The sequence below is a fragment of the Bradyrhizobium sp. 139 genome (genome assembly GCF_023074175.1).
Taxonomy (GTDB): Bacteria; Pseudomonadota; Alphaproteobacteria; order Rhizobiales; family Xanthobacteraceae; genus Bradyrhizobium.
Genome location: NZ_JADPKS010000035.1, coordinates 104,650 through 125,470, shown reverse-complemented (window position 1 = coordinate 125,470; position 20,821 = coordinate 104,650). Strand labels below are relative to the sequence as shown.

Sequence of the window (20,821 nt, the reverse complement as noted above, 5' to 3'; positions counted from 1 at the left end):
AGAAGCGGAAGTAATAATCCAAGATTTCTGAGGCTGAAATCGGCTTATCTGCATGCATTTCCAGTCATCACAAGTAATATGCTGTACAATGTTGACAGCAGATACTTGTGTCATCTTTGGTTCGTGAGGCCCCGCAACATCCTGCGGCAAATACGGGGCAAAATCTGTGACCTAATTAACAGACCCCGTGAAATAGCGGGTCATTAGCCATAAGGCGCAGAACCGGCCGCCCCACAACTTCTGCCTGTGATTGGCCCCACTTCCCGGAAGCCGGAGCCCTCCTGGCTCCGAATCGTAAAATTTTACGCAATTTGGGCAGGCCCGTTTCAGGCTGTCCTACGGTTTTGGTGCCCCTGCCGGGCGCATTAAGCAGAACAAAACGGCCCGTCTCTCACTATCTCCGCGAAGCAATAAGCCCGGCACGTACAGGTCGAAGGGATCTGGCGAAGCCGGAAGGGGGTGTCAGATGGAGACCGCTGCTCGCTCGCGCGCCTGGCGCGCAATCCTTGTCTTGTGCGGATTGATCCTGCTCGGATCGGCTGCCGATCTTCGCGCCGGCACGCTGCTGTCGCCGGGCGCCGGCGTCCTCGTGCGCAAATCCGCCGAACCGTTCGGTGTGTTCGCCTTCGCCATCTTGTCCGGCAGCCTGCAACAGAAATGGTTCGCGCTGAAGCAGAAGCTCGACGACGATATGGTGCAGCTCGCGCTGTGCGACGGCGATCGTGACAATTGCGCCTCGCCCGCGGCACTGAAGCTGCTCGCTATCGTCGATCAGGCCCGCGCCCGCGACGGCCGCGCGCGGCTGGGCGAGACCAACCGCGCCATCAACCTCACCATCCGGACCGCCAACGACGGCACCGACGACATCTGGAGCGCGCCGCTCGCGACCTTCGCGCGGGGCGCCGGCGATTGCGAAGACTATGCCATTGCCAAGCTCGCGGCGCTGCGGCTGGCGGGCGTTGCCACCGAGGACCTCCGCATCGTCGTGGTGCGCGACACCCGCGTCGGCGAAGAGCATGCGGTTGCCGCGGCAAAGCTCGACGGCCACTGGCTGATGCTCGACAACCGCCGCATGGCGATGCTCGAGGACGACGCTGCGCAGACCTACCAGCCGCTGTTCGTGCTGTACCAGTCCGCCGTGATGAAATATGTCGACGAACCCGTGCGGTTCTCCGGCGTGGACAGCCTGGCAATGGTCGCCGCCGAGGCGCGCTGATCTCCTCTAGCCTGGATGGAGCGCGCAGCTCCATCGAGACTACGTTCACCTGAAAGCCACAAAGCCATTTCGCCGCGCGATCAGGAACGCTAGCATGGCGCCGGCTATGCGGGGGAACGAGTGGAATGCGGTTCATCATGCTGTCTGTGCTTGCGCTGCTGGCGCTGTCGGCGGCACCAGGCTTCGCGCAGTCCGGCACGCCCGACCGCTCCATCGCCGCCAGACTGCCGCTGCTTGCCAGGAACAACTGCCAGCAGGTCCGCGATCCCGGCAATCAATTGTTCTGCGGTGACGCCGAGCTGGCCGCTGCCGCCGAGAAGCTCAGCACGGCTATCGAGGCGCGGCTCGTCCGGCTGCCCGATCGCCTGCCCGCGGTCGAGGAGAATGCGATCTGGATCCGACAGCGCAACCTCGGCTGCGGCATCGTCGGCCAGACCGCGATCCGCCATGATGATTTCGACCGGGTGAAGGCGTGCCTTCTCAAGGTGACCGAGGAGCGCGCCGCGATCGTGCGCGATCCCGATTTCGATTGTCTCGCCGCCAACACTGCGGCCGGCGCGCTGATCTGCGCAGACCCGGCGCTGGCGCTCGCCGAAACTGAACTCAATGACCAGGTGCTCGGCCTGATCGGCAAACTGGACCCGACCGCGGCGCGCTTTGCCTTCGCCGAATATGGCCGATGGACGCGAGAGCGCGATCGCAAATGCAGTATCGTCGGCAAGGAGAACGTGCCGCTCCAGGAGCTCGAATCCGCGGAAAGCTGTCTCGCTGACCATTTGAAGCACAAGACTGATGAGATCCGCGCGGCGAAAGGCGATCCGAAGAAAGTGTTCGGCCGACAGGTCGCGGCCCGCTCGCCCGACACCGACGCCGTCGATTTTTGCGCCGCGCGGATTCACGCCGCCAATTCGTGCGGCAATTTCCTCCGCATCAACCGCGTCTACGCGCTCGACAGCCAGGTGACCGATCAGGAGGCGCAGGTCACGGGCGAGATCGAGATGGCCGTGCTGGCGCCCTTCACCATGTGCAGCAAGGTTGCTTCCACCTGCACCGGCACCTGCTGGGACCCCAACACGGGCCGTCCGCAGCCGGGCGTCGGCAATAAGGAGCGATCCGGCGAGGCCTTCAACGTGACGCGCCGCCTGAGAATCCAGCGGACCTTCGCCTTCGTGAAAGCCGCCGACGGCTGGCGCTGCCGGGAGGACGAACTCGCGCCGGTGAACTCGGGCACCGCGGGCGGTGGATCGTAGGCACTTCTCTCTCTCCCCGTTCTTACGGGGAGAGGGCCGGGGTGAGGGGCAGCTTCCGCCAAGACAGTGAAAGACGGACTCGCGGAGACTGCCCCTCACCCGGAATTTGCTCTCGCAAATTCCGGCCTCTCCCCGCAAGCGGGGAGAGGCGAAGATCAAAACATCAGATTGTCCTTCACCAAGACCCAGCGGCCGCCCTTGACCTGCTGCACCTGGGTGATGGTGTTGGCAAGATGGTCGGTCTTGGAGAACTTCGTCGGGGGCGAGTTGAAGATGTCGAGGAATTTCTCGCCCGACTCCAGCGCGTCCAGCATCTTCTGTCCGGTCAGATCCTTGCCCGCCTTGTTCGCGTAGAACGCAAACGTCATCACTGCATTGTAGCCGATGATGGCCTGCGTGTTGGCATCGGTGCCAAACATCTTCTTGTAGTTGACGAGCCAGTCCTTGACCTTGCCCTTGGCGGTGTCCTCATAGGGGATCTCGAAGCCGGACGCGGCGTAGAGGCCCTCGACGGCATCCTTGCCGAGCATCGGCACCTCCATCACGTTGGTGGGCGTGGCCCCAAGGAAGGTGACCTCCCAGCCGAGCTTCCTGGCCTCGGTCATGGCGCCGATAGGCTCGCGGAGCACCGCGCCGAGCACGACGAGGTCGCAGCCGTCGGACTTCATCTTGGCGACCTGCGCGCTGAAGTCGGAGGCGCCGCGCTTGTAGCTCGTGATCGAGGCCGGCTGCAGCTTCATGGCGGTGAGCTGCTGGTTGAAGCCGTCGAGCACGTTCTTTCCGTACTCGTCATCCTGATGCATGATGCATGGCTTCTTGAAGCTCTTCCACTCCATCATGTATTTCAGCGCCGCGCGCGTGCTCTCGACGTAAGGCAAGAGGTTGTTGAACTTCAGTCGCTCCTGCGGCTTGGCCGGATCGAACTTGAAGGTGAACTCGGCCGCCGTCAGCGGGAAGAGCTGAAGCACGCCGGCGTCGAGCAGGATATCCTGCGCCGCGAGCACGGTCGGCGATCCCATCGGTCCCACCATCGCGAAGATCTTGTCGCGCTCGATCAGTTTTTGCGAAGCCAGCACGGCCTTTTTCGGATCGTAGCCGCTGTCCTCAACCACCAGCCGGATCTTGCGACCGTTGATGCCGCCGGCGGCGTTGACCTCCTCGACCGCCATCTTCATGCCGTTGGAGACCGGTACGCCCCAGCCTTTGATCGGTCCCGACAGGTCCTGATGGGTGCCGATGACGATCTCGGATGCCGAGATGCCCTCGTTGGTGACCTTGGTTTGCGCCGCGGCCGGCAGACAGGTGAGCACCACGGCACTCACAGCAAGGCCGAACGTGCTGAACGATTTCGACATCGACGTCTCCTCTCCTTTGGGCCCGTTTGGCGCGAAGGGTGGGGCCACGGCTCCTTCGCTTTCTCGAACTGGCAGACTCGTCACGCCACCGCGCGCTGGCGGTACATCGCCTCGATCTCGGCGGCGTAGCGCTTGTTCACGAAGCCGCGCTTCAGCTTCATGGTCGGCGTCAGCTCCTCGTCCTCCGGGGTCAGCTGGCGCTCGATCAGATAAAATCTCTTGATGGTCTCGACGCGGGCGAAATTGCCGTTGACCTGTTCGATCTCGCGCCAGATCAGGTCCTGGATCTCCGTCGCCCGGCACAGACTCGCATAATTGGTGAAGGGGATGTCGTGGTCCTGGGCGAACTTCTCGACGTTCTCCTGGTCGATCATCACGAGACAGGTGAGGTACGGCCGCTTGTCGCCGATCACCACGGCGTCCGAAATATAGGGCGAGAATTTGAGTTGGTTCTCGATCTCGGACGGCGTGATGTTCTTGCCGCCGGAGGTGATGATGATGTCCTTCATTCGGTCAGTGACGCGGACGAAACCTTCATTGTCGATGGTGCCGACGTCGCCGGTATGCAGCCAGCCGCGACGGTCGATGGCCTCCGCGGTCTTCTCCGGCTGGTTCAGATAGCCCATGAACAGGAAGTCACCCTTGATCAGGATCTCGCCGTCGGGTGACAGCGCGACCTCGCCCCAGGACACGGCTGTGCCGACCGAGCCGAGCTTGATGCGCTCCGCCGGCATCATGGTCGCGACCCCGCAATTCTCGGTCTGGCCGTAGACCTCGTGGATGTCGATGCCGAGCGCGAGATACCAGCGGATCAGCTCCGGCGCGATGGGCGCAGCGCCCGTGAACGCGATGCGGCAGCGGTCGAGCCCGATCATGCGGCGGATGTTGCGGAACACGAGCCGGTAGGCGATGGCATTGGCGATGCGCAACGAGAGCGGCACCGCCTTGCCCTCGATGCGGCGGTCGACCATGCGATAGCCGATCTGGACGGCGCGGCGATAGACCCATCGCTGGAGCGGCGTCGCGTCCTTCAGCGCGATGGTGATCGCGGAATAGAATTTTTCCCAAATCCGCGGCACCGCAAGGAAGACGGTCGGCTGCACCTCGCGCAAGTTGTCCGGGACCGTCTCGGGGCTTTCGGCAAAGTTCATCACCGATCCGAGCGCGACGGAGATGTAGTAGCCGCCGATGCGCTCGGCGACGTGACAGAGCGGCAGGAAGATCAGCCTGTCTTCGTCCTCCCGCGCCGGAATGAAATCGTTGGCATGCCGCATCTGGTGCGTGACGCTGCGGTTGGCATGCATCGCGCCCTTGGGCGGACCGGTCGTGCCCGAGGTGTAGACGAGCACCGCGAGGTCGCCGGCGCTGCGGCTGTCGATCATCTCCTGCCACAACGCCTCGCGGCCGACCATATGGTTGCGGCCGAGCGCCCGGAATTCGTCGAGCGACATCATCATGTCGTCGGAGAAGCCGCTGAGGCCCTCCATGTCGAACACGATAATTTTTTGCAGAGATGGACAGCGCGCGCGGCAGGCAAGCAACTTGTCGAGTTGCTCCTCGTCCTCGGCGAAGATCACTTTGGTCCGGGAATCGTTGACCAGATATTCGACCTGGGACGATGCATCGGTCGGATAGATTCCAGAGGAAACACCGCCAGCACACAAAATGCCCATGTCGGCATGAACCCATTCCGGCACGGCATTGGCAATGATGGAGGCGACGTCGCCGGGCAGAAAGCCGGAGGCGTGAAGCGCGTAGGCAATCTCCTTCGAAATCTCCAGCCATTCGCGCCAGCTGGTCGGCTGCCAGATGCCGAATTTCTTCTCGCGGATGGCCGGCCTGTCGCCCCGCGTCTCAGCAGCGCGCAAAAAGCTTTTCGCGATCGTATCAGCGACCGTCAGCACCGCCGGTCGGGCCATGCGCGTCTCCTCCTTGTCGCTTTCCCCGCCGCTGCCTGCCTTGCCGGCGGTCTATTGTTGCGGATGGGCTCGTGCATCTAACGCCAATTCTTCCTCCAGCGCCAATTCTTCCTCCACCGCCGGGTTTTCCTTCAACGCCACGTCTTCTTCTTCTTCCAGCGCCGCTCGCCTCGTGCGCCCGCTTCCTTGGCACCAAGGTAGAATTCCTGGATGTCCTTCGAATGCATCAAGCGCTCGCAGGTGTCGTTCATCACGATGCGGCCGATCTCGAGCACATAGCCGTAATCCGCCGTCTCGAGCGCCACCTTGGCATTCTGCTCGACCAGCAGGATCGACATGCCCTGCTCCTCGTTGACGCGGCGGACGATCGTGAAAATCTCCTTCACCAAAATGGGCGACAGGCCGAGCGAGGGCTCGTCGAGCAGCAGCAGCGCCGGCCGGTTCATCAGCGCGCGTCCGATCGCCAGCATCTGCTGCTCGCCGCCGGAAAGCTGGCCGGCCGGCTGGTTGATGCGCTCCTTCAGCCGCGGGAAATAGCCGTAGACGCGCTCCAGATCCTCCGCGACGGCGTCGCGATCCCGGCGCGGATAGGCGCCCATCATCAGGTTCTCACGCACGGAGAGAAACGGGAACACCTCGCGCCCCTCGGGCACGTGGCTCAGGCCCAGCCGCACGATCCTGTCGGCCTCCATGCGCTGGATCGGCTTTCCCAAGAACTCGATGGCGCCCTTCTGCGGATCGAGAATGCCCGAGATGGTCTTCAGCACCGTGGTCTTGCCGGCGCCGTTGGCGCCCAAGAGCGTGACGATGCGGCCGCGCGGCACCTCCAGCGAGATGCCGCGGATCGCCATGATCGGCCCGTAATAGCTCTCGATGTTGGAGAGTTTCAAGATGATATCGGGCGTGACAGCGCCATCCATGCGTCAGGCTCCCAGATACGCGGCGACGACATCAGGATGCTGCTGCACTTCGGCAGGCGAACCCGTGGCGAGCACCCGGCCGTAGTTCAGCGCGATGACGCGGTCGGAGACGCGGTTGACCAGCGACATGTCGTGCTCGACCATCAGCACGGTGACGCCAAGCTCGTTCTTCATGTCGCGGATCCAGAACGACATGTCGCCGGTCTCCTCGACATTGAGGCCGGAGGAGGGCTCGTCCAGCAGGATCAGTTTTGGCTCCGAGCACAGCGCGCGCGCAAGCTCGATCACCTTGCGCACGCCGTAGGGCAGGCCCGAGATCAGCTTGTCGCGATAGGGTTCGAGATCGAGAAATTCGATGACCTGCTCGACGCGGCGGCGATGCACCTTCTCGTTGGCGCGCACGCTCGGCAGGAACAGCAATTCCTGCCAGAGCTGCGTGGTCGAATGCCGGTGGCGCCCGACCAAAAGGTTCGACAGCACGGTCGCATTCTCGAACAGCTCGATGTTCTGGAAGGTGCGGGCGATGCCGAGCCTGGCGATGTCGTAGGGCGGCTGTTCCGTGATGTCCCGATCCTCGAAGAAGATGCGGCCCGAGGTCGGCCGGTAGATCCGCGAGATCAAATTGAAGATCGAGCTTTTGCCGGCGCCGTTCGGCCCGATGATCGAGAGGATCTCGCCCTTCTCGACCGCGAATGACACTGCGTCCACCGCCTTGAGCCCGCCGAAGTGCAAGGACAGGTTTTCGGCGCGGAAATAGCTCATCGGTTGCGCTCCGACTTCACGTAGATCTTCTGCCGCTTGAAGGTGGCGCGCTTGTAGAGCGGGAAGAGCTGGAAGAAGAGTTTGATCTTGAGCCAGCGGCCGTAGAGCCCGAGCGGCTCGAACAGAACGAACAGCACGATGATGATGCCGTAGATCGCGCCCTTCAGCCCGTTCAGCGAGGCGAAGGCCGCGACCTTGGACTGGACGTTGGCCGCTCCTTGCGTGCCCGCGCCGAAGGTGGCGACAATACCGGCGATGATGCCGGGCATGTCGTCCTTCAGATAGGTCAGGAACGGGTCGATCATCACGATGAAGATCGCGCCCAGCACCGCGCCGTGCAGGCTGAAGGTGCCGCCGATCAGGATCACGATGATGAACTCGATCGAGAGCTGGAGCGTGAACATCTCCGGCGAGATGAAGGAGAGCTTGTGTGCGAACAGCACGCCGGCAAAGCCGGTGATCGCCGCCGAGATCGCAAAGGACTTCACCTTGTACAGCGCGACATTGACGCCCATGCTGCGCGCTGCGGTCTCGCTGTCGCGGATCGCGACGAAGGCGCGCCCGGTCGGCGAACGCAGCAAATTGAGCGTGCCGACGATGGTCAGCACCAGCACGGCGAGGCAGAGGAAATAGAAGGTCGGGCTGTCGCGCGGGACAGTGACGCCGAGCAGCGACAGCGTCTTGACCCGCATGCCCTCATTGCCGTTGGTGACGCTCTCCCATCGCGCCAGGATCTCCTCGACGATCAAGGCAAAGGAGATCGTGGCGATGACGAGATAGATGCCGGTCAGGCGCAGGGCGGGAAAGCCGACCAAGGCGCCGATGCAGCCGGCCAGGAGGCCGGCGGCGAGGAAATAGACCGGGAACGGCACGTTGTATTTCTGCAAGTACGCCGCCGTATAAGCGCCGATGGCAAGAAATGCCGCATGCCCGAGCGAAGCCTGCCCCGTAAAACCGGTCAGGATCAGGAGGGCGACGCCAACGGTCGCGTAGATGCAGACGAAGACGAGCTGGCTCATCAGATAGCTGGAGAGCACATAGGGCGCGATCAGCAGCAGCGCGAGCAGAACGCCATAGGAAACGACATAGCCCGAATGCGGAAACAGCCTGATGTCGTCCTCATAGTCGGTCTTGAACAGGAAGCGCATGGGCGTTCAGACCTTCTTGCGGACGTGAAGGCCGAACAGGCCTTCGGGCTTGAGCAGCAGCACCGCGAGCAGCACGATGTAGGGCGCGACGTCCTTCCATCCCTCTGCCAGATAGAAGCCGGCCATGCTCTCGATCACGCCGATCAGGACACCGCCGACCACTGCGCCGGGGATCGAGCCGAAGCCGCCGAGGACAGCGGCCGGAAACGCCTTCAGGCCAAGCACCAGGCCGACATTGGAATGGATGAAGGTGATCGGCGCCAGCAGCACGCCGGCGCAGGTCGCGACCGCCGCGCTGATCGCCCAGACCACCGATACCACGCGCTTGACCGGAATGCCCATGTAATAGGCCGCCAGCATGTTCTCGGAACTGGCGCGCATCGCGGTGCCGAGCGTGGTCTTGTTGAAGAACAGCCAGAGCAGCGTGCACAAGATCATCGTTGCCGCGATCACCGAGAGCTTGTCGTAGGCAAGCACAAGCGAGCCGACGCGCAGAACGCCCTGGCTGAACGGCGTCTCGATCTTCAAATCATCGGTGCCCCAGATCATGCCGGCGATCGAGCGCAGGAAGTAGCCGAGTCCGATGGTGGCCATGATGATGGAGAATTGCGGATAGCCGAGGATCGGCCGCACCACCACGCGCTCCGCCAGCATGCCGAACAGCGCCATGGCGGCCACCGCACCGGCAAAGCCGATCCAGTAGTTCAGTCCCATCATCCCGATGAAGGTGAAAGCGAAGAAGCCGCCCAGCATCATCAAATCGCCCTGGGCGAAATTGACGACCTCCGTGGCCTTATAGACGAGCACGAAGCCGAGCGCGATCAGGCCGTAGACGCAGCCGAGCGCAACACCGCTGACCAGCTGCTGAACGAAATCCAGCATCGTCGCGCATCCTCCCGATACAACCAGCGGTTCTTCGTGACCGCCTTGCTGCATCTTGTGTCCAGTCGCTACGCGGTCGTTCCACCGCGTTAGCGCCGCTTGTCCCGGCGCCAATTCAGCCTGAACCGCATGGCCCTGTCAACAAACGGTGACTTGCCTTTAGTCCAACCCGCATGCCGGAATTTGCGGCAGAGCGATTCATGGTGCCGAAACATCTTCGGGTCATGGTCGCGGGCGATGCAAAACCGCAAGGTGTGCCGTCATGAAGCTGGACAACTCGGCGTTGGAAGTCCTGGGGTTAACGAAGCGTTTTGACCGTCTGGCGGTCGATAACCTCGATCTCACCATTCACGCCGGCGAATTCTATGCGCTGGTCGGCCCCAACGGTGCCGGCAAGACCACTACTTTGCGCATGGTGGCCGGCCTGCTCAGGCCCGATACCGGCGCGGTCTCGATCTTCGGCATCGATGCGCTCCAGAATCCCGTCGCCGCTAAGCAGGTGATGGCCTGGGTCTCCGACGAGCCCATGATCTATGACAAGCTGACCCCGCTCGAATATCTCGAATTCGTCGCCGGCCTCTGGGGCATCGCGCCATCCGTTTCGGAACCGGTCGCGCAGGAACTGCTGAGTTCGCTCGGGCTCGAGCCGCACCGGCACGAACGCTGCGAAGGCTTTTCCAAGGGCATGCGCCAGAAGGTCGCGCTCGCCGGCGCGCTGGTGCACGATCCCCGCCTCATCATCCTCGACGAACCGCTGACGGGCCTCGATGCCGTTTCGGCCCGCCACGTGAAGAGCCTCCTCAGCGACCGCGTCCGGGCCGGCTGTACCGTCATTATGACCACGCATATTCTCGAGGTTGCCGAACGCATGGCCGATCGCATCGGCGTGATCGCGTCCGGCCGCCTGGTCGCGGAGGGCACACTCACCGAGCTGCGCCAGCAGAACGGCCGTGCCGACACCAGTCTCGAAGATCTCTTCATCGCGCTGGTGACGCTCCAGGAAGCCGCATGAGCTCGGCGACCGCGCTGTCCTGGTTTGCCCGCCACGAGCTCCGGCTTGCCTGGCGCGAATGGTTCGCCATGATGACCGGCGGCCGGCGCAAACGGGCGCGCGCCGCGATGATCGGACTGTTGTTCTTCGCGGCGCTGCTGCATGTGCCGGCCTGGGCAGTGATCGGCCGCTTCGCCGATCTGCAACTGCCGCTCGACAAATCCTCGCTGATCGTGATCTCGGCAACGATCTTCCTCGCCTGGACCTTGATGTTGTCGCAGGCGATTGAATCGGTGACGCGAGTGTTTTACGCCCGCGCCGATCTCGACCTCATCATGTCCTCACCCGCGACGCTGGCCAATCTGTTCTCGGTGCGCATCGCCGCGATCGCACTCACCGTCACGATGATGGCGCTGCTGTTCTCGACGCCTTTCATCGACGTGCTGGTGTTCGGCGGCGGCGCGCGATGGCTTGCGGCGTTCGGCGTCGTCATCGCCATGGGCCTCTCCGCCGCGGCGATCGCGATCGCCGTCACCATCCTGCTGTTCCGCCTGATCGGCCCGGCGCGGACACGCTTCGTCGCCCAGATCCTCGCCGCGATCATCGGCGCCGGGTTCGTGATCGCACTCCAGGTCGCCGCGATCATGTCCTACGGCACGCTGTCGCGCTTCACCATCCTGACCTCAGGTAGCGTGGCCGACTACGCGCCCGATGTCGACAGCTTTTGGTGGTGGCCGGCGCGCGCGACCATGGGCGACAGCGAAGCGCTGCTGCTGCTTCTGGCGCTCGGGCTCGTGCTGCTCGGAAGTGTGATGGCGATCTTCTCGGGCCGCTTCGCCGATACCGCGATCGATGCCGCCGCCTACGGCACCTCCGGCCGCAGGCGTGCGAAGGAACGCCCGTTCCGCGGCGGATCGCGGCAACAGGCGCTGCGGCGCAAGGAATTCACGCTGCTCTGGCGCGATCCCTGGCTGATCTCGCAGACCCTCATGCAGCTGCTCTACTTGGTGCCGCCGGCGCTGCTGCTCTGGCGCAGCTTTGCCGACAGCTCCGCGGCGCTGACGCTGATCACACCTGTCATCGTGATGGCGGCGGGACAGCTCGCGGGCGGGCTCGCCTGGCTGACGATTTCGGGCGAGGACGCGCCTGATCTGGTTGCGACCGCGCCGCTGACGCCGTCAAGCGTCATCCGCGCCAAGATCGAGGTGGTGCTGATCGCGATCGCCGTCATCTTTTGCCCGCTGGTCGCGGCGCTGGCCTTCGCCTCGCCGTTCCAGGCCGCGGTCAGCGCCGGAGCCGTCATCATCAGCGCGGCCTCGGCCACCGCAATCCAGCTCTGGTTCCGGGTGCAGGCCCGGCGCAGCCAATTCCGCCGCCGTCAGACTTCGTCGCGGCTGGCGACCTTCGCCGAAGCTTTCTCCTCGATCGGCTGGGCCGCCAGCGCCGCGCTGCTGCTGGCTCTCCCGATCGCCGGCCTCATCAGCGGCCTGATCACAGCTAGCCTCGTCGCCATCACCTGGAAGTTCAGTCCAAAGCGCGAATGAAAGGTGCGCGCGAGAGGTGCGACAACTGACGCGCTGTTGATCGCAGCCCATTGGCCTCGCGCTGCATTGCACGCTAAACTTTCCCCTGAAGGTCATCGGGGACGGATATGTGGCGACTGGTTTCGGCGGCTCTGGCGCTGTTCAGCGCATTCGTCCCACCTGCCCTCGCTCAGCAGCCGCCTCAGCGCAGCGAATGCCTGGCGATGGCGAACGCCGCCCCCCGCGCGATACCGGCCGCCTTCCGGCAGGCCGCCGGCGCGGCCGAGGTCGAAATCACCTATGCCGGCCACTCCACCTATTTCATCGACACGCCGGGTGGCTTGCGCATCGCCACCGACTATAGCGGCGCCCACCAGATGGGCCGGCTGCCCGACGTCGCCACCATGAACCGCGCCCACAGCACGCACTACACTCTCGTCCCCGACAAGCGCATTCCCCATGTGCTGCATGGCTGGGGCGAGGACGGCAAGCCGGCGATCGTGTCGGAGCGCATCGCTGACACCTTCATCCGCAACGTCACGACCGACATCCGCCGCTATTTCGGCGACGATACCGGTGCCGACATGATCCGCGACGGCAATTCGATCTTCGTCTTCGAGGTCGCCGGCCTCTGCATCGGCCATCTCGGTCATCTCCACCACAAGCTCGACGACAGCCATTTTGCCCAGATCGGGCGGCTCGACATCGTGATGGTGCCGATCGATGGCACCTATACCATGTCGCTCGACGGCATCTCGGAGATTACCAAGCGGCTGCGCGCGTCGGTCGTGCTGCCGATGCACCGCTTCGCCACCCCGCTCGACGATTTCATGCGCCGCATCGGCCAGCAGTTCGAGATCGACCGGCGCAGCGACCGCTCCTTCAGGATGTCGCGGGACGCGCTGCCGACGACGCCGACACTGATCATCCTCGACGGCGTCTGACGCGCAATTTTCTCCAAGTCGCCCGTCATCCGTTCATGCTGATCTCTTGGCAACAGGAGATCGACATGACAGATTTTGCAAGATTGTTGCACGCGGACGGACCAAACCCCGAGCACGCCGCCGCGCTCCAGCTTTACGGCCGCTTCGTCGGTGACTGGGATGCCGAGATCACCGCCCACGGGCCCGATGGAACGAAACACACCGCACCCGGCGAAATCCATTTCGACTGGGTGCTGGAGGGCCGCGCCATCCAGGACGTCTGGATCATTCCGCGGCCCACGGGCGCGCCAGCCTTTCCGATCGCCGGCAATTGGTACGGCACGACGCTACGGGTCTACGACCCCTCCATTTCCGCCTGGCGGATTTCCTGGTTCGATCCGGGCCGGGGCGTGTTCCGCCAGCAGATCGGCCGCCCGCGCGGCGCGGACATCGTGCAGGAAGGCACCACCGAGGCAGGCGACCTGACGCGCTGGAGTTTTACAGAGATCGCAGGCGATTCCTTCCACTGGCTTGGTGAGGTCAAGCCTGCCACGGCAACAGATTGGTGCCTTGTGGTCGATGTGAGGGCGAAACGGCGCATGGGCTGACCACAGCGCCGCTGTGCTCACGCTGACGGGCGCCGTTGCGTGGCGCGCGCAGCTGGATGCGAAGACGAGATGCTAGGCTCCCACGAAGACACAGAGGGAGCGAATGCCGATGGCTGTAAGCGGTCTGTCCGTCAACACGAGCGGACTATTCGTCGAGCCGCGCGAGGACTGGCTTGCGCAATATCAGGAGCAGATCATCGATCCCTTGCGGCCAATCGTCGATCCCCATCACCATCTCTGGAATCGCGGGCATCGCTATCTGATCGAGGAGATGGCGGCCGACATCGCCTCCGGCCACAACATCATCGCCACCGTCTATGTCGACTGCCGCTCGATGTATCGCGCGCACGGGCCCGAGGCATTCCGGCCGGTCGGCGAAGTCGAGTTCGCCAACGGCGTCGCCGCCATGAGCGCAAGCGGCGGCTACGGTACGGCCGCGATCTGCGCCGGCATCGTCAGCCACGTCAACCTGCTGCTGGGCGATGCCGCAAAGCCGGTGCTGGAAGCCGAGATCGCGGCGGGCAACGGCCGCTTCCGCGGCATCAGGCATTCCTCGGCCTGGGACGAAGACCCTGCCGTCGCCGGCATGTATGCCAACCGGCCCAAGGCATTGTTGCAGGATCCGACCTTCCGCAAAGGCTTTGCCTGCCTCGCGCCGCTGAACCTGAGCTTCGATGCCTGGCTGTTTCACCCGCAGATTGGCGAGCTGACCGAGCTCGCGCGCGCCTTTCCCGACACCAAAATCGTACTCGACCATTGCGGCGGTCCAGCCGGCCTCGGCCGGTTTGCCGGGCGGCGCGAAGAGGTGTTCCCGCAGTGGCGCGCGTCGATCCAGGAGATCGCAAAGTGCGAGAACGTCGTGGTGAAACTCGGCGGTCTCGCAATGTGCCTGCTCGGTTACGACTTCCATTTGCGCGAGAGGCCGCCGTCATCCGAAGAGCTTGCCGCGGCCTGGCGGCCCTATGTCGAGACCTGCATCGAAGCGTTCGGCCCGAAGCGCGCGATGTTCGAGAGCAATTTCCCGCCGGACAAAGGCCAATGCAGCTATCAGGTGATCTTCAACGCCTTCAAGCGCATCGCGGCGCCCTTGAGCGAGGCCGAGAAGACGGCGCTGTTCTCGCAGACGGCGACCGACGTCTACCGGCTCGAACTGCTGGCATGACGAGAAGAGGGGCCGGGATGTTGGTCCCGGCCCCTCTTCCGTCGTGGCCGCTGGGAAGCGTCCTTGAAACGCTATTGTTGAGCTCTAGCCAGCCCCCAACAGCGAGGCGGGACGGCGCTCGCCGGCGGAGACGAACATCCGCTTGATCTTGTTGACGGCGCGGATCAGGAAACCGATCATCACGGGATTGGTCTTGCGGCAGAAGGCAATCTTCTTGACGTGGCCTTCGACATGCCATTTGGCATGCGCGCCGTCCCGGAAGAAAATGACGTCGCCCGGGCCGTAGCGCTTCGGCGGCATGCCGTCGCTTTCGAGCACGATCGATCCTTCCATGATCATGATCGTCTCGTCGATGTCGTAGTACCAGTTGAAGCGACCTTCTGTGCAGGACCAGATGATGGTCGAGGCTGTGCCGTCGTCGCTTGTGGACAGGATGTGCGAGCGCGACACCGGATTGCCCTCGATGATCCAGGACGGCTCGATCGGCCGCAGCTCAAGATCCACATTGCAACTACTGATTTCAATCAATGCGCGCGACATCTGCTTCCCCAAGAATATAATATGTATGGCCGGGTCTCGGCCCGGATTGTTTCGAAAGATGTTGGGAACGCTAGTAGCCGGTTTTTAATTCTTTCTTACGCGCCCTCCGACAATCAGCCGCAAGTTGCAGGCGCGAAGAGGTTAACGTCGCGATTTCCCTGCAAATTCGTGCACATGAACCCGTCTTTTCCGGGGTGCGACAAAGTGCGCGAAAGTGACCATCCAAGGAGCCCATACGATGCCCCTCACCCCAGAGGTTCTGACAGCCCAAGGCGAGGTCGTCGCCTGGCTCCGCAGCCTCGATGTCTCCTTCGCAGCCGAAGAGGAGCTCTGGTTCACCATCGACGGCGTCGAAAGCCCCCGGCAGATCGGCAGTGACGGCTCCGGCGGCGCGTTCGTCCTGCTACCGTCCCGCAATGTGCTTTACGTCTCGTCGGAGGGCCGCACAGGAATTATCGCTGGTACGTTTGAGACCTTCGTCCAGCTGATCGTCGCCCGCCCCTACTGGCTGGACATCCTCAAATTCTCCGCCGGCGGCGATCTCGCGGAGATGCGGCGCGCGGCGGATGTGCTGGAGGCGGCACTCGACGACGAGGACGAGGTCAATGAGGCCCGCGGGGAAATTCGTGGCGCGCTCGACCTGCCCGAGGCGGACGATCCCATCGGTGCGCTTTACGAGGCGGTCGCCACGTCCGACGCTATCGTACGGGCCACCGACGGCAGCCCGTTCACGACGCTGTTCAACCGCTTCAGCATCGACACCAACCCGATGCTGCGCAACGCGGCGGCGTGAGGCGAATCGCACCAGAATCCAGGAAGGTCTGTCGCCGAGAGCCTTACCGCTCCCCAGCGGGAGAGGTGAAGCAACTACTTCGCCCACTCGCCCTTGCGGAACACCGGCACCTTGCTGCCGTCGGCGAGAATGCCATCGATGTCGGTCTCGGCCGAGCCGATCATCCAGTCGATGTGGATCAGGCTCTGGTTGCCGCCTTGCGCGGCGATCTGCTGCGGCGTGAGCTGGGCGCCGTTGACGAAGCATTTCGAATAGCACTGGCCGAGCGCGATGTGGGACGCCGCGTTCTCGTCGAACAGCGTGTTATAGAACAACAGCCCGCTCTGCGAGATCGGCGAGGAATGCGGCACCAGCGCCACCTCGCCGAGACGTCGCGCGCCTTCGTCGGTGTCGAGCACCTTGTTCAGCACCTCCGCGCCGCGCGAGGCCTTTGCGTCGACGATCCTGCCGTCCTCGAAGCGCACCGCGATGTTGTCGATCAGTGTGCCCTGATAGGACAGCGGCTTCGAGCTCACCACATGACCATAGACGCGCCGGCAATGCGGCGTGGTGAAAACCTCTTCGGTCGGGATGTTGGCGTTGCAACTGATGCCGTTCTTGGACAGCGAGGCGCCGCCCTCCCACTCATGTCCGTCGGCAAGCCCGATGGTGAGGTCGATGCCGGGGCCTGCGTATTGCAGCGCGCGAAAACGCTGACCGTTGAGCCAGTTGGTGCGCTCGCGCAGTACCGCGTTGTGGCTCGCCCAATTGCCCATCGCGTCCTCGCGGTCGACGCGGGACGCCGCGAAGATCGCGTCTGCCAGCTTGCCGATCGCAACGTCCTCGGGATCATCCGCGAATACCTGCTTGGCCCAGGACGGGCTCGGATAGGCGATGATGTTCCAGTTGGTGTCGAAATTGACGATTTTTTCCAGCGCCGGCTGATAGGCCATCGAATTGGCCTTGCTGGCGCGCGCCACCTTGGAAGGATCTTCGCCGGACAGCAGCATCGGATTATCGCCGACGATGGCGAGCCGCGCGGTATTGTCGGAGAAGGCCTTGGCCATGCCCTCATAGAGCCAGTTGGCCGCACGATCGAAGCTGTTGTCGTGACCATGGTGATAGCGCGCCAGCGTCATCTCTTCGTCGGAGAGAATCGGGGTCACGATGCCGGCGCCGGCCTTGTAGGCATGCACGGCGATGCGCCGCACCAGCGGCAACGCGATCGCAGGCGCGGTCAAGAGCAGATCCTGGCCCGGCCGCAAGCCCAGGCCCACCTTCACCGCCACCTCGGCCAGCCGGTCGAGTTTCACGGGATCGATGGGAGTGGCGGAATTGCGGTGATCAGTCATGCGGGGTCCTCTGCCGAAGGTCTCTGTTTCATCTAAGTCTAGCATCGCAAGGCGCAAGTGCGCGAGCGCCTTGCGGCACGGGGAAGATACGCAGTTTCACGCATTTTGGTTTTCACCGCGCTGCCGATTTCAGCACCCGGTCGACCATGGCGGGAGCAAGGCCGAGGTAATTTTTCGGTGAAGTCAGCGCATCGATTGTGGCGCGGTCGATCCGGCTCGAAACTCGGGCGTCGGACGAGAGTGCGTCCGCCAGGCTCATATCCTTCTCGTTGGCGAGCCGGCAGGCGTCGTAGACAACGTCATGCGCCTCCTGCCGCCCGATCTGCGGCGCGAGCCCCATCATGACCGCTTCGGCCACGATCAGGCCGCGGCTGAGGGCGAGATTGTCGTTCATCTTCTTTTCATCGACGATGAGGCCTGCGAGCGCAAACTTCGCCTGGTGCAGTGCGCCGGCGGTCAGCACGAAACTTTCCGGGATCGCCATCCATTCGGCATGCCAGGGCCCGGTGGCGCGCTCGAAATCCTGCACCATGGCATCCAGCATGAGGCCGGCGTGCTGGCGCACCGCCTTGGATGCCGCGAGCATCAGTTCCGAGGAGATCGGGTTGCGCTTCTGCGGCATGGTCGAGGAGGCGCCGCGGCCTTTGACGAAGGGCTCGTAGACCTCGGCGAACTCGGTCGAGGCCATGATCATGATGTCGAGCGCGACCTTGCCGAGCGAGCCGGTAACGAGCGCGAGGAAATTCACCGCCTCGGCAAAGCCGTCGCGTGCGACGTGCCAGGTCGAGGCGGGAACGCCGAGCTTCAGCTCGGCGCAGAGTGCCTCCTGCACCTCAAACCCCATGTCGCCGAGCGAGGCCAGCGTTCCGGCGGCGCCGGCGAACTGTCCGACCAGCACGCGCGGCTTCAACTGCACGAGCCGCTCGGCGTGACGGTCGAACATCGCGAGCCAGATCGCGGCCTTGTAGCCGAACGTCACCGGCAGCGCCTGCTGGAGATGGGTGCGGCCGGCCATCGGCGTGTCGCGGTAGCGCTTCGAGAGGTCCGCGAGGATTTTTCGCAGCTCCGCGATATCCTGCTCGACGATCTCGAGCGCGGCGCGCAGTTGCAGCACCACGGCGGTATCCATGATATCCTGCGTGGTCGCGCCCCAATGCACGTAGCGGCCGGCCTCGCCGCATTGCTTCACCATCTGATGCACCAGCGGCAGGATCGGATAGCCGACGATGTCGGTCTCCTGCCGCAACAGATCGAAATCGAGTGCGGCGACGTCGGTCCGCGCTGCGATCTGGTCGGCGGCTTCCTGCGGGATTACGCCGCACTTCGCCTCCGCCTTCGCCAGCGCCACCTCGACCTCGGCATAGCGCGCCACCAGCGCAACGTCGGAAAACACTTCGCGCATCTGCGGCGTGCCGAAGGCGTCGCGGAACAGCATGGAATCGAGCACGGTGGTCGAGGCGTGAAAAGAGGGCATGACGTTTCTTTATGGTTGCTGTGTTGTGTGGAAGGCAGCTTACGCAGGCGAGGCCGTTCGGCAATGGACAAAGCCCGATACTCCCGTCCTTCCCGGGCGCGCCACTTGGCGCGAGCCCGGAATGACGGGAGAACGTAGCCCCGGCAATCTGACTCACATCGCCACATTCTGGCGGAGGCTGCATTCCCATCCGAAACCAGCATGGCTGCCATCACGCGATCGTGGTGAACCGTGCAGGCCTGTGAGTAGACTCACAGACTTCGAGTCGAACCATTCTGATTTCATCATTGCCTGATGTCATTGTGAGGCCTGAGTTTTCGACGTGCAGTTTCTGTTCCGGGACCACCTTCTCGATACTGACCGGCGCGAACTGAGCCGTGAGCAGGTTCCCGTGGCCGTGGAGCCACAGGTCTTCGACCTCGTCGTCCACCTCATGGAGAACCGCGACCGAGTGGTCAGCAAGGACGAGCTGATCGACAAGATCTGGCACGGCCGCAGCGTCTCCGAATCCACCCTGACCAGCCGGATCAATGCTGCGCGCAAGGCGGTCGGCGACAGTGGCGCGAGCCAGGCGCTGATCCGCACCATCTCACGCAAGGGCTTTCGCTTCGTCGGCAACGTCGAGACCAAGCGTGGCGCGGCAGCATCGGAACCGGGCCGTGGCGCACAGGCGCCGCAGGCTGGGCTCGCGCTGCCAGACCGGCCCGCGATTGCCGTGCTGCCCTTCACCAATATGAGCGGCGACCGCGAGCAGGACTATTTCTCCGACGGCATCAGCGAGGACATCATCACGGCGCTGTCGAAGCTGCGCTGGTTCTTCGTCGTCGCACGCAACTCCTCTTTTGTCTACAAGGGTCGCGCCGTGCACATGCACGAGGTCGCGCGCGAGCTCGGCGTGCGCTACGTGCTCGAAGGCAGCGTGCGGCGGAGCGGCGATCGTGTGCGCATTTCGGCCCAGCTCAACGACGTCTCGACCGGCAGTCATCTCTGGGCCGAGCGCTACGACCGCGAGCTTGCCGACATTTTCGCCGTGCAGGACGATATCACCGAGGCGATCGTCGCCGCGATCGAGCCGCAGCTCTACACCGCCGAAAGTTTTCGCGCCCAGCAGAAGCCGCCGGGCAGCCTGGATGCCTGGGACCTCGTGATGCGCGCACTGTCGCACTACTGGCGCATCACGGGCGAGGACAATGCGGCTGCGCAAGGACTGCTGGAACAGGCGACCGCGATCGACCCCGCCTATGGCAAGGCGCTGGGCCTGCTCGCGACCAGCCATATCTTCGGCGCGCATATGGGCTGGGCCGACATGGCTCTGACCGTACCGGTCGCCGAACGCGCGGCGCTCGCGGCGGTGGAAGCCGATCGCGAGGACGCCTGGGCCCATCACGGTCTCGCTTATACTTATTTGTTCCGCCGCCACTTCGACGACGCACTGGCGGAGTTCGAGCTGGCGCTCGAACTCAATCCGAATTTCGCGATGGCGCACGCCTTCCACGGCGTGACGTTGTGCTACGCAGGACGATGGGAAGAGGGCTATGCCGCCGCGCGCCACGCGCTGCGGCTGAGCCCGCGCGATCCGCTCGCCGCGATCTATGGCGGGGTTGCCGCCTATGCCCAGTTCATCGGCCGCAACTACGAGGCAAGTGTCCAGATGGCGCGGGAGTCGATGCGACAGCGCGCCGATTTCGTCGGCGCCCATCGCGTGCTGACGGCAGCCGCCGGCATGTCAGGGGATCCTGAGCTCGCAGCTTCCGCCCTGGAAGGCCTGCGCCGCACCCAGCCCGGCATCTCGCTCGCCTGGATCACGCGCGAACTGCCGATGCTGCGGGAGGAGGATCGCGAGCACTATCTGGAAGGATTCCGGCGCGCGGGGATGAGGTGACGAACTTCACCCTCTCCCCGCCTGCGGCAGTGCTATCGCATATGAAGAAAAGCGAGCTCGCCTGCGGCCATCCTTCGAGACGCCCGCCTACGGCGGGCCCTCAGGATGAGGTCGCGTTTCGCGGCGAGATATCAGACCCTCA

General features: G+C 63.8%; 18 protein-coding genes. 9 read left to right on the top strand and 9 right to left on the bottom strand.

The window, feature by feature from the left end:
* The first annotated feature begins 466 nt into the window (after positions 1-466).
* The gene (locus IVA80_RS09085; protein ID WP_247428237.1) at positions 467-1,216 is read left to right on the top strand and encodes a transglutaminase-like cysteine peptidase; all 750 of its coding nucleotides are present in this window, start codon (positions 467-469) and stop codon (positions 1,214-1,216) included.
* A gap of 125 nt (positions 1,217-1,341) precedes the next feature.
* Complete coding sequence (locus tag IVA80_RS09080; protein WP_247428234.1) at positions 1,342-2,466, top strand: lysozyme inhibitor LprI family protein; 1,125 nt, start codon at positions 1,342-1,344, stop codon at positions 2,464-2,466.
* 155 nt (positions 2,467-2,621) lie between these two features.
* Here IVA80_RS09080 and IVA80_RS09075 read toward each other — a convergent pair whose 3' ends face one another.
* The 6 genes from IVA80_RS09075 to IVA80_RS09050 all read right to left on the bottom strand — a co-directional run bounded on the left by IVA80_RS09075 (position 2,622) and on the right by IVA80_RS09050 (position 9,452).
* Positions 2,622-3,821 (bottom strand): ABC transporter substrate-binding protein, encoded by a 1,200-nt coding sequence (locus IVA80_RS09075; protein ID WP_247428231.1) that lies wholly within the window; start codon positions 3,819-3,821, stop codon positions 2,622-2,624.
* Positions 3,822-3,901: 80 nt separating this feature from the next.
* On the bottom strand, positions 3,902-5,740 hold the full coding sequence (locus tag IVA80_RS09070) for an AMP-dependent synthetase/ligase (RefSeq protein WP_247428228.1): 1,839 nt from the start codon (positions 5,738-5,740) through the stop codon (positions 3,902-3,904).
* Between the two features lie 131 nt (positions 5,741-5,871).
* Positions 5,872-6,660, bottom strand: coding sequence for an ABC transporter ATP-binding protein (locus IVA80_RS09065; RefSeq protein WP_247428224.1), 789 nt, complete (start codon positions 6,658-6,660; stop codon positions 5,872-5,874).
* Positions 6,661-6,663: 3 nt separating this feature from the next.
* Entirely contained in the window at positions 6,664-7,422 is a 759-nt protein-coding gene (locus IVA80_RS09060; RefSeq protein ID WP_247428221.1) for an ABC transporter ATP-binding protein, read from the bottom strand.
* Positions 7,419-8,570: a branched-chain amino acid ABC transporter permease gene (locus IVA80_RS09055; RefSeq protein WP_247428218.1), complete on the bottom strand. Its 1,152-nt coding sequence runs from the start codon at positions 8,568-8,570 to the stop codon at positions 7,419-7,421. The genes IVA80_RS09060 and IVA80_RS09055 overlap by 4 nt, the downstream gene beginning before the upstream one ends.
* A gap of 6 nt (positions 8,571-8,576) precedes the next feature.
* Complete coding sequence (locus tag IVA80_RS09050) at positions 8,577-9,452, bottom strand: branched-chain amino acid ABC transporter permease (RefSeq protein WP_247428215.1); 876 nt, start codon at positions 9,450-9,452, stop codon at positions 8,577-8,579.
* 262 nt (positions 9,453-9,714) lie between these two features.
* Between IVA80_RS09050 and IVA80_RS09045 the strand changes: the two genes are divergently transcribed.
* The 5 genes from IVA80_RS09045 (at position 9,715) to IVA80_RS09025 (ending at position 14,659) form a co-directional block, all read left to right on the top strand.
* A complete protein-coding gene (locus tag IVA80_RS09045; RefSeq protein ID WP_247428212.1) occupies positions 9,715-10,464 on the top strand; it encodes an ABC transporter ATP-binding protein in 750 nt (249 codons plus the stop codon).
* Positions 10,461-11,987 carry a permease gene (locus IVA80_RS09040; protein WP_247428209.1) on the top strand — a complete coding sequence of 509 codons (1,527 nt, stop codon included), beginning with the start codon at positions 10,461-10,463 and terminating at the stop codon, positions 11,985-11,987. The genes IVA80_RS09045 and IVA80_RS09040 overlap by 4 nt, the downstream gene beginning before the upstream one ends.
* Before the next feature lie 107 nt (positions 11,988-12,094).
* Positions 12,095-12,910 carry an MBL fold metallo-hydrolase gene (locus tag IVA80_RS09035; RefSeq protein ID WP_247428206.1) on the top strand — a complete coding sequence of 272 codons (816 nt, stop codon included), beginning with the start codon at positions 12,095-12,097 and terminating at the stop codon, positions 12,908-12,910.
* 65 nt (positions 12,911-12,975) lie between these two features.
* The gene (locus tag IVA80_RS09030; RefSeq protein WP_247428204.1) at positions 12,976-13,497 is read left to right on the top strand and encodes a hypothetical protein; all 522 of its coding nucleotides are present in this window, start codon (positions 12,976-12,978) and stop codon (positions 13,495-13,497) included.
* Between the two features lie 109 nt (positions 13,498-13,606).
* Positions 13,607-14,659 (top strand): amidohydrolase family protein, encoded by a 1,053-nt coding sequence (locus tag IVA80_RS09025; protein ID WP_247428202.1) that lies wholly within the window; start codon positions 13,607-13,609, stop codon positions 14,657-14,659.
* Between the two features lie 84 nt (positions 14,660-14,743).
* Here IVA80_RS09025 and IVA80_RS09020 read toward each other — a convergent pair whose 3' ends face one another.
* The gene (locus IVA80_RS09020) at positions 14,744-15,199 is read right to left on the bottom strand and encodes a cupin domain-containing protein (RefSeq protein WP_247428200.1); all 456 of its coding nucleotides are present in this window, start codon (positions 15,197-15,199) and stop codon (positions 14,744-14,746) included.
* A gap of 238 nt (positions 15,200-15,437) precedes the next feature.
* On the opposite strand from IVA80_RS09020, the gene IVA80_RS09015 reads away from it, so the two are divergent.
* A complete protein-coding gene (locus IVA80_RS09015; RefSeq protein ID WP_247428198.1) occupies positions 15,438-15,992 on the top strand; it encodes a hypothetical protein in 555 nt (184 codons plus the stop codon).
* A gap of 74 nt (positions 15,993-16,066) precedes the next feature.
* Here IVA80_RS09015 and IVA80_RS09010 read toward each other — a convergent pair whose 3' ends face one another.
* Complete coding sequence (locus IVA80_RS09010; RefSeq protein ID WP_247428196.1) at positions 16,067-17,323, bottom strand: aminopeptidase; 1,257 nt, start codon at positions 17,321-17,323, stop codon at positions 16,067-16,069.
* Between the two features lie 112 nt (positions 17,324-17,435).
* Complete coding sequence (locus IVA80_RS09005; RefSeq protein WP_247428194.1) at positions 17,436-18,797, bottom strand: adenylosuccinate lyase family protein; 1,362 nt, start codon at positions 18,795-18,797, stop codon at positions 17,436-17,438.
* Between the two features lie 322 nt (positions 18,798-19,119).
* Here IVA80_RS09005 and IVA80_RS09000 point away from each other — a divergent pair, with 322 nt between their 5' ends.
* Entirely contained in the window at positions 19,120-20,679 is a 1,560-nt protein-coding gene (locus IVA80_RS09000) for a winged helix-turn-helix domain-containing protein (RefSeq protein WP_247428192.1), read from the top strand.
* Positions 20,680-20,821: the final 142 nt, after the last annotated feature.

Coding starts and splice junctions, on each gene's coding strand:
- IVA80_RS09085 (WP_247428237.1), top strand. CDS start 467: ATGGAGACCGCTGCTCGCTCGCGCGCCTGGCGCGCAATCCTTGTCTTG.
- IVA80_RS09080 (WP_247428234.1), top strand. CDS start 1,342: ATGCGGTTCATCATGCTGTCTGTGCTTGCGCTGCTGGCGCTGTCGGCG.
- IVA80_RS09075 (WP_247428231.1), bottom strand. CDS start 3,821: ATGTCGAAATCGTTCAGCACGTTCGGCCTTGCTGTGAGTGCCGTGGTG.
- IVA80_RS09070 (WP_247428228.1), bottom strand. CDS start 5,740: ATGGCCCGACCGGCGGTGCTGACGGTCGCTGATACGATCGCGAAAAGC.
- IVA80_RS09065 (WP_247428224.1), bottom strand. CDS start 6,660: ATGGATGGCGCTGTCACGCCCGATATCATCTTGAAACTCTCCAACATC.
- IVA80_RS09060 (WP_247428221.1), bottom strand. CDS start 7,422: ATGAGCTATTTCCGCGCCGAAAACCTGTCCTTGCACTTCGGCGGGCTC.
- IVA80_RS09055 (WP_247428218.1), bottom strand. CDS start 8,570: ATGCGCTTCCTGTTCAAGACCGACTATGAGGACGACATCAGGCTGTTT.
- IVA80_RS09050 (WP_247428215.1), bottom strand. CDS start 9,452: ATGCTGGATTTCGTTCAGCAGCTGGTCAGCGGTGTTGCGCTCGGCTGC.
- IVA80_RS09045 (WP_247428212.1), top strand. CDS start 9,715: ATGAAGCTGGACAACTCGGCGTTGGAAGTCCTGGGGTTAACGAAGCGT.
- IVA80_RS09040 (WP_247428209.1), top strand. CDS start 10,461: ATGAGCTCGGCGACCGCGCTGTCCTGGTTTGCCCGCCACGAGCTCCGG.
- IVA80_RS09035 (WP_247428206.1), top strand. CDS start 12,095: ATGTGGCGACTGGTTTCGGCGGCTCTGGCGCTGTTCAGCGCATTCGTC.
- IVA80_RS09030 (WP_247428204.1), top strand. CDS start 12,976: ATGACAGATTTTGCAAGATTGTTGCACGCGGACGGACCAAACCCCGAG.
- IVA80_RS09025 (WP_247428202.1), top strand. CDS start 13,607: ATGGCTGTAAGCGGTCTGTCCGTCAACACGAGCGGACTATTCGTCGAG.
- IVA80_RS09020 (WP_247428200.1), bottom strand. CDS start 15,199: ATGTCGCGCGCATTGATTGAAATCAGTAGTTGCAATGTGGATCTTGAG.
- IVA80_RS09015 (WP_247428198.1), top strand. CDS start 15,438: ATGCCCCTCACCCCAGAGGTTCTGACAGCCCAAGGCGAGGTCGTCGCC.
- IVA80_RS09010 (WP_247428196.1), bottom strand. CDS start 17,323: ATGACTGATCACCGCAATTCCGCCACTCCCATCGATCCCGTGAAACTC.
- IVA80_RS09005 (WP_247428194.1), bottom strand. CDS start 18,797: ATGCCCTCTTTTCACGCCTCGACCACCGTGCTCGATTCCATGCTGTTC.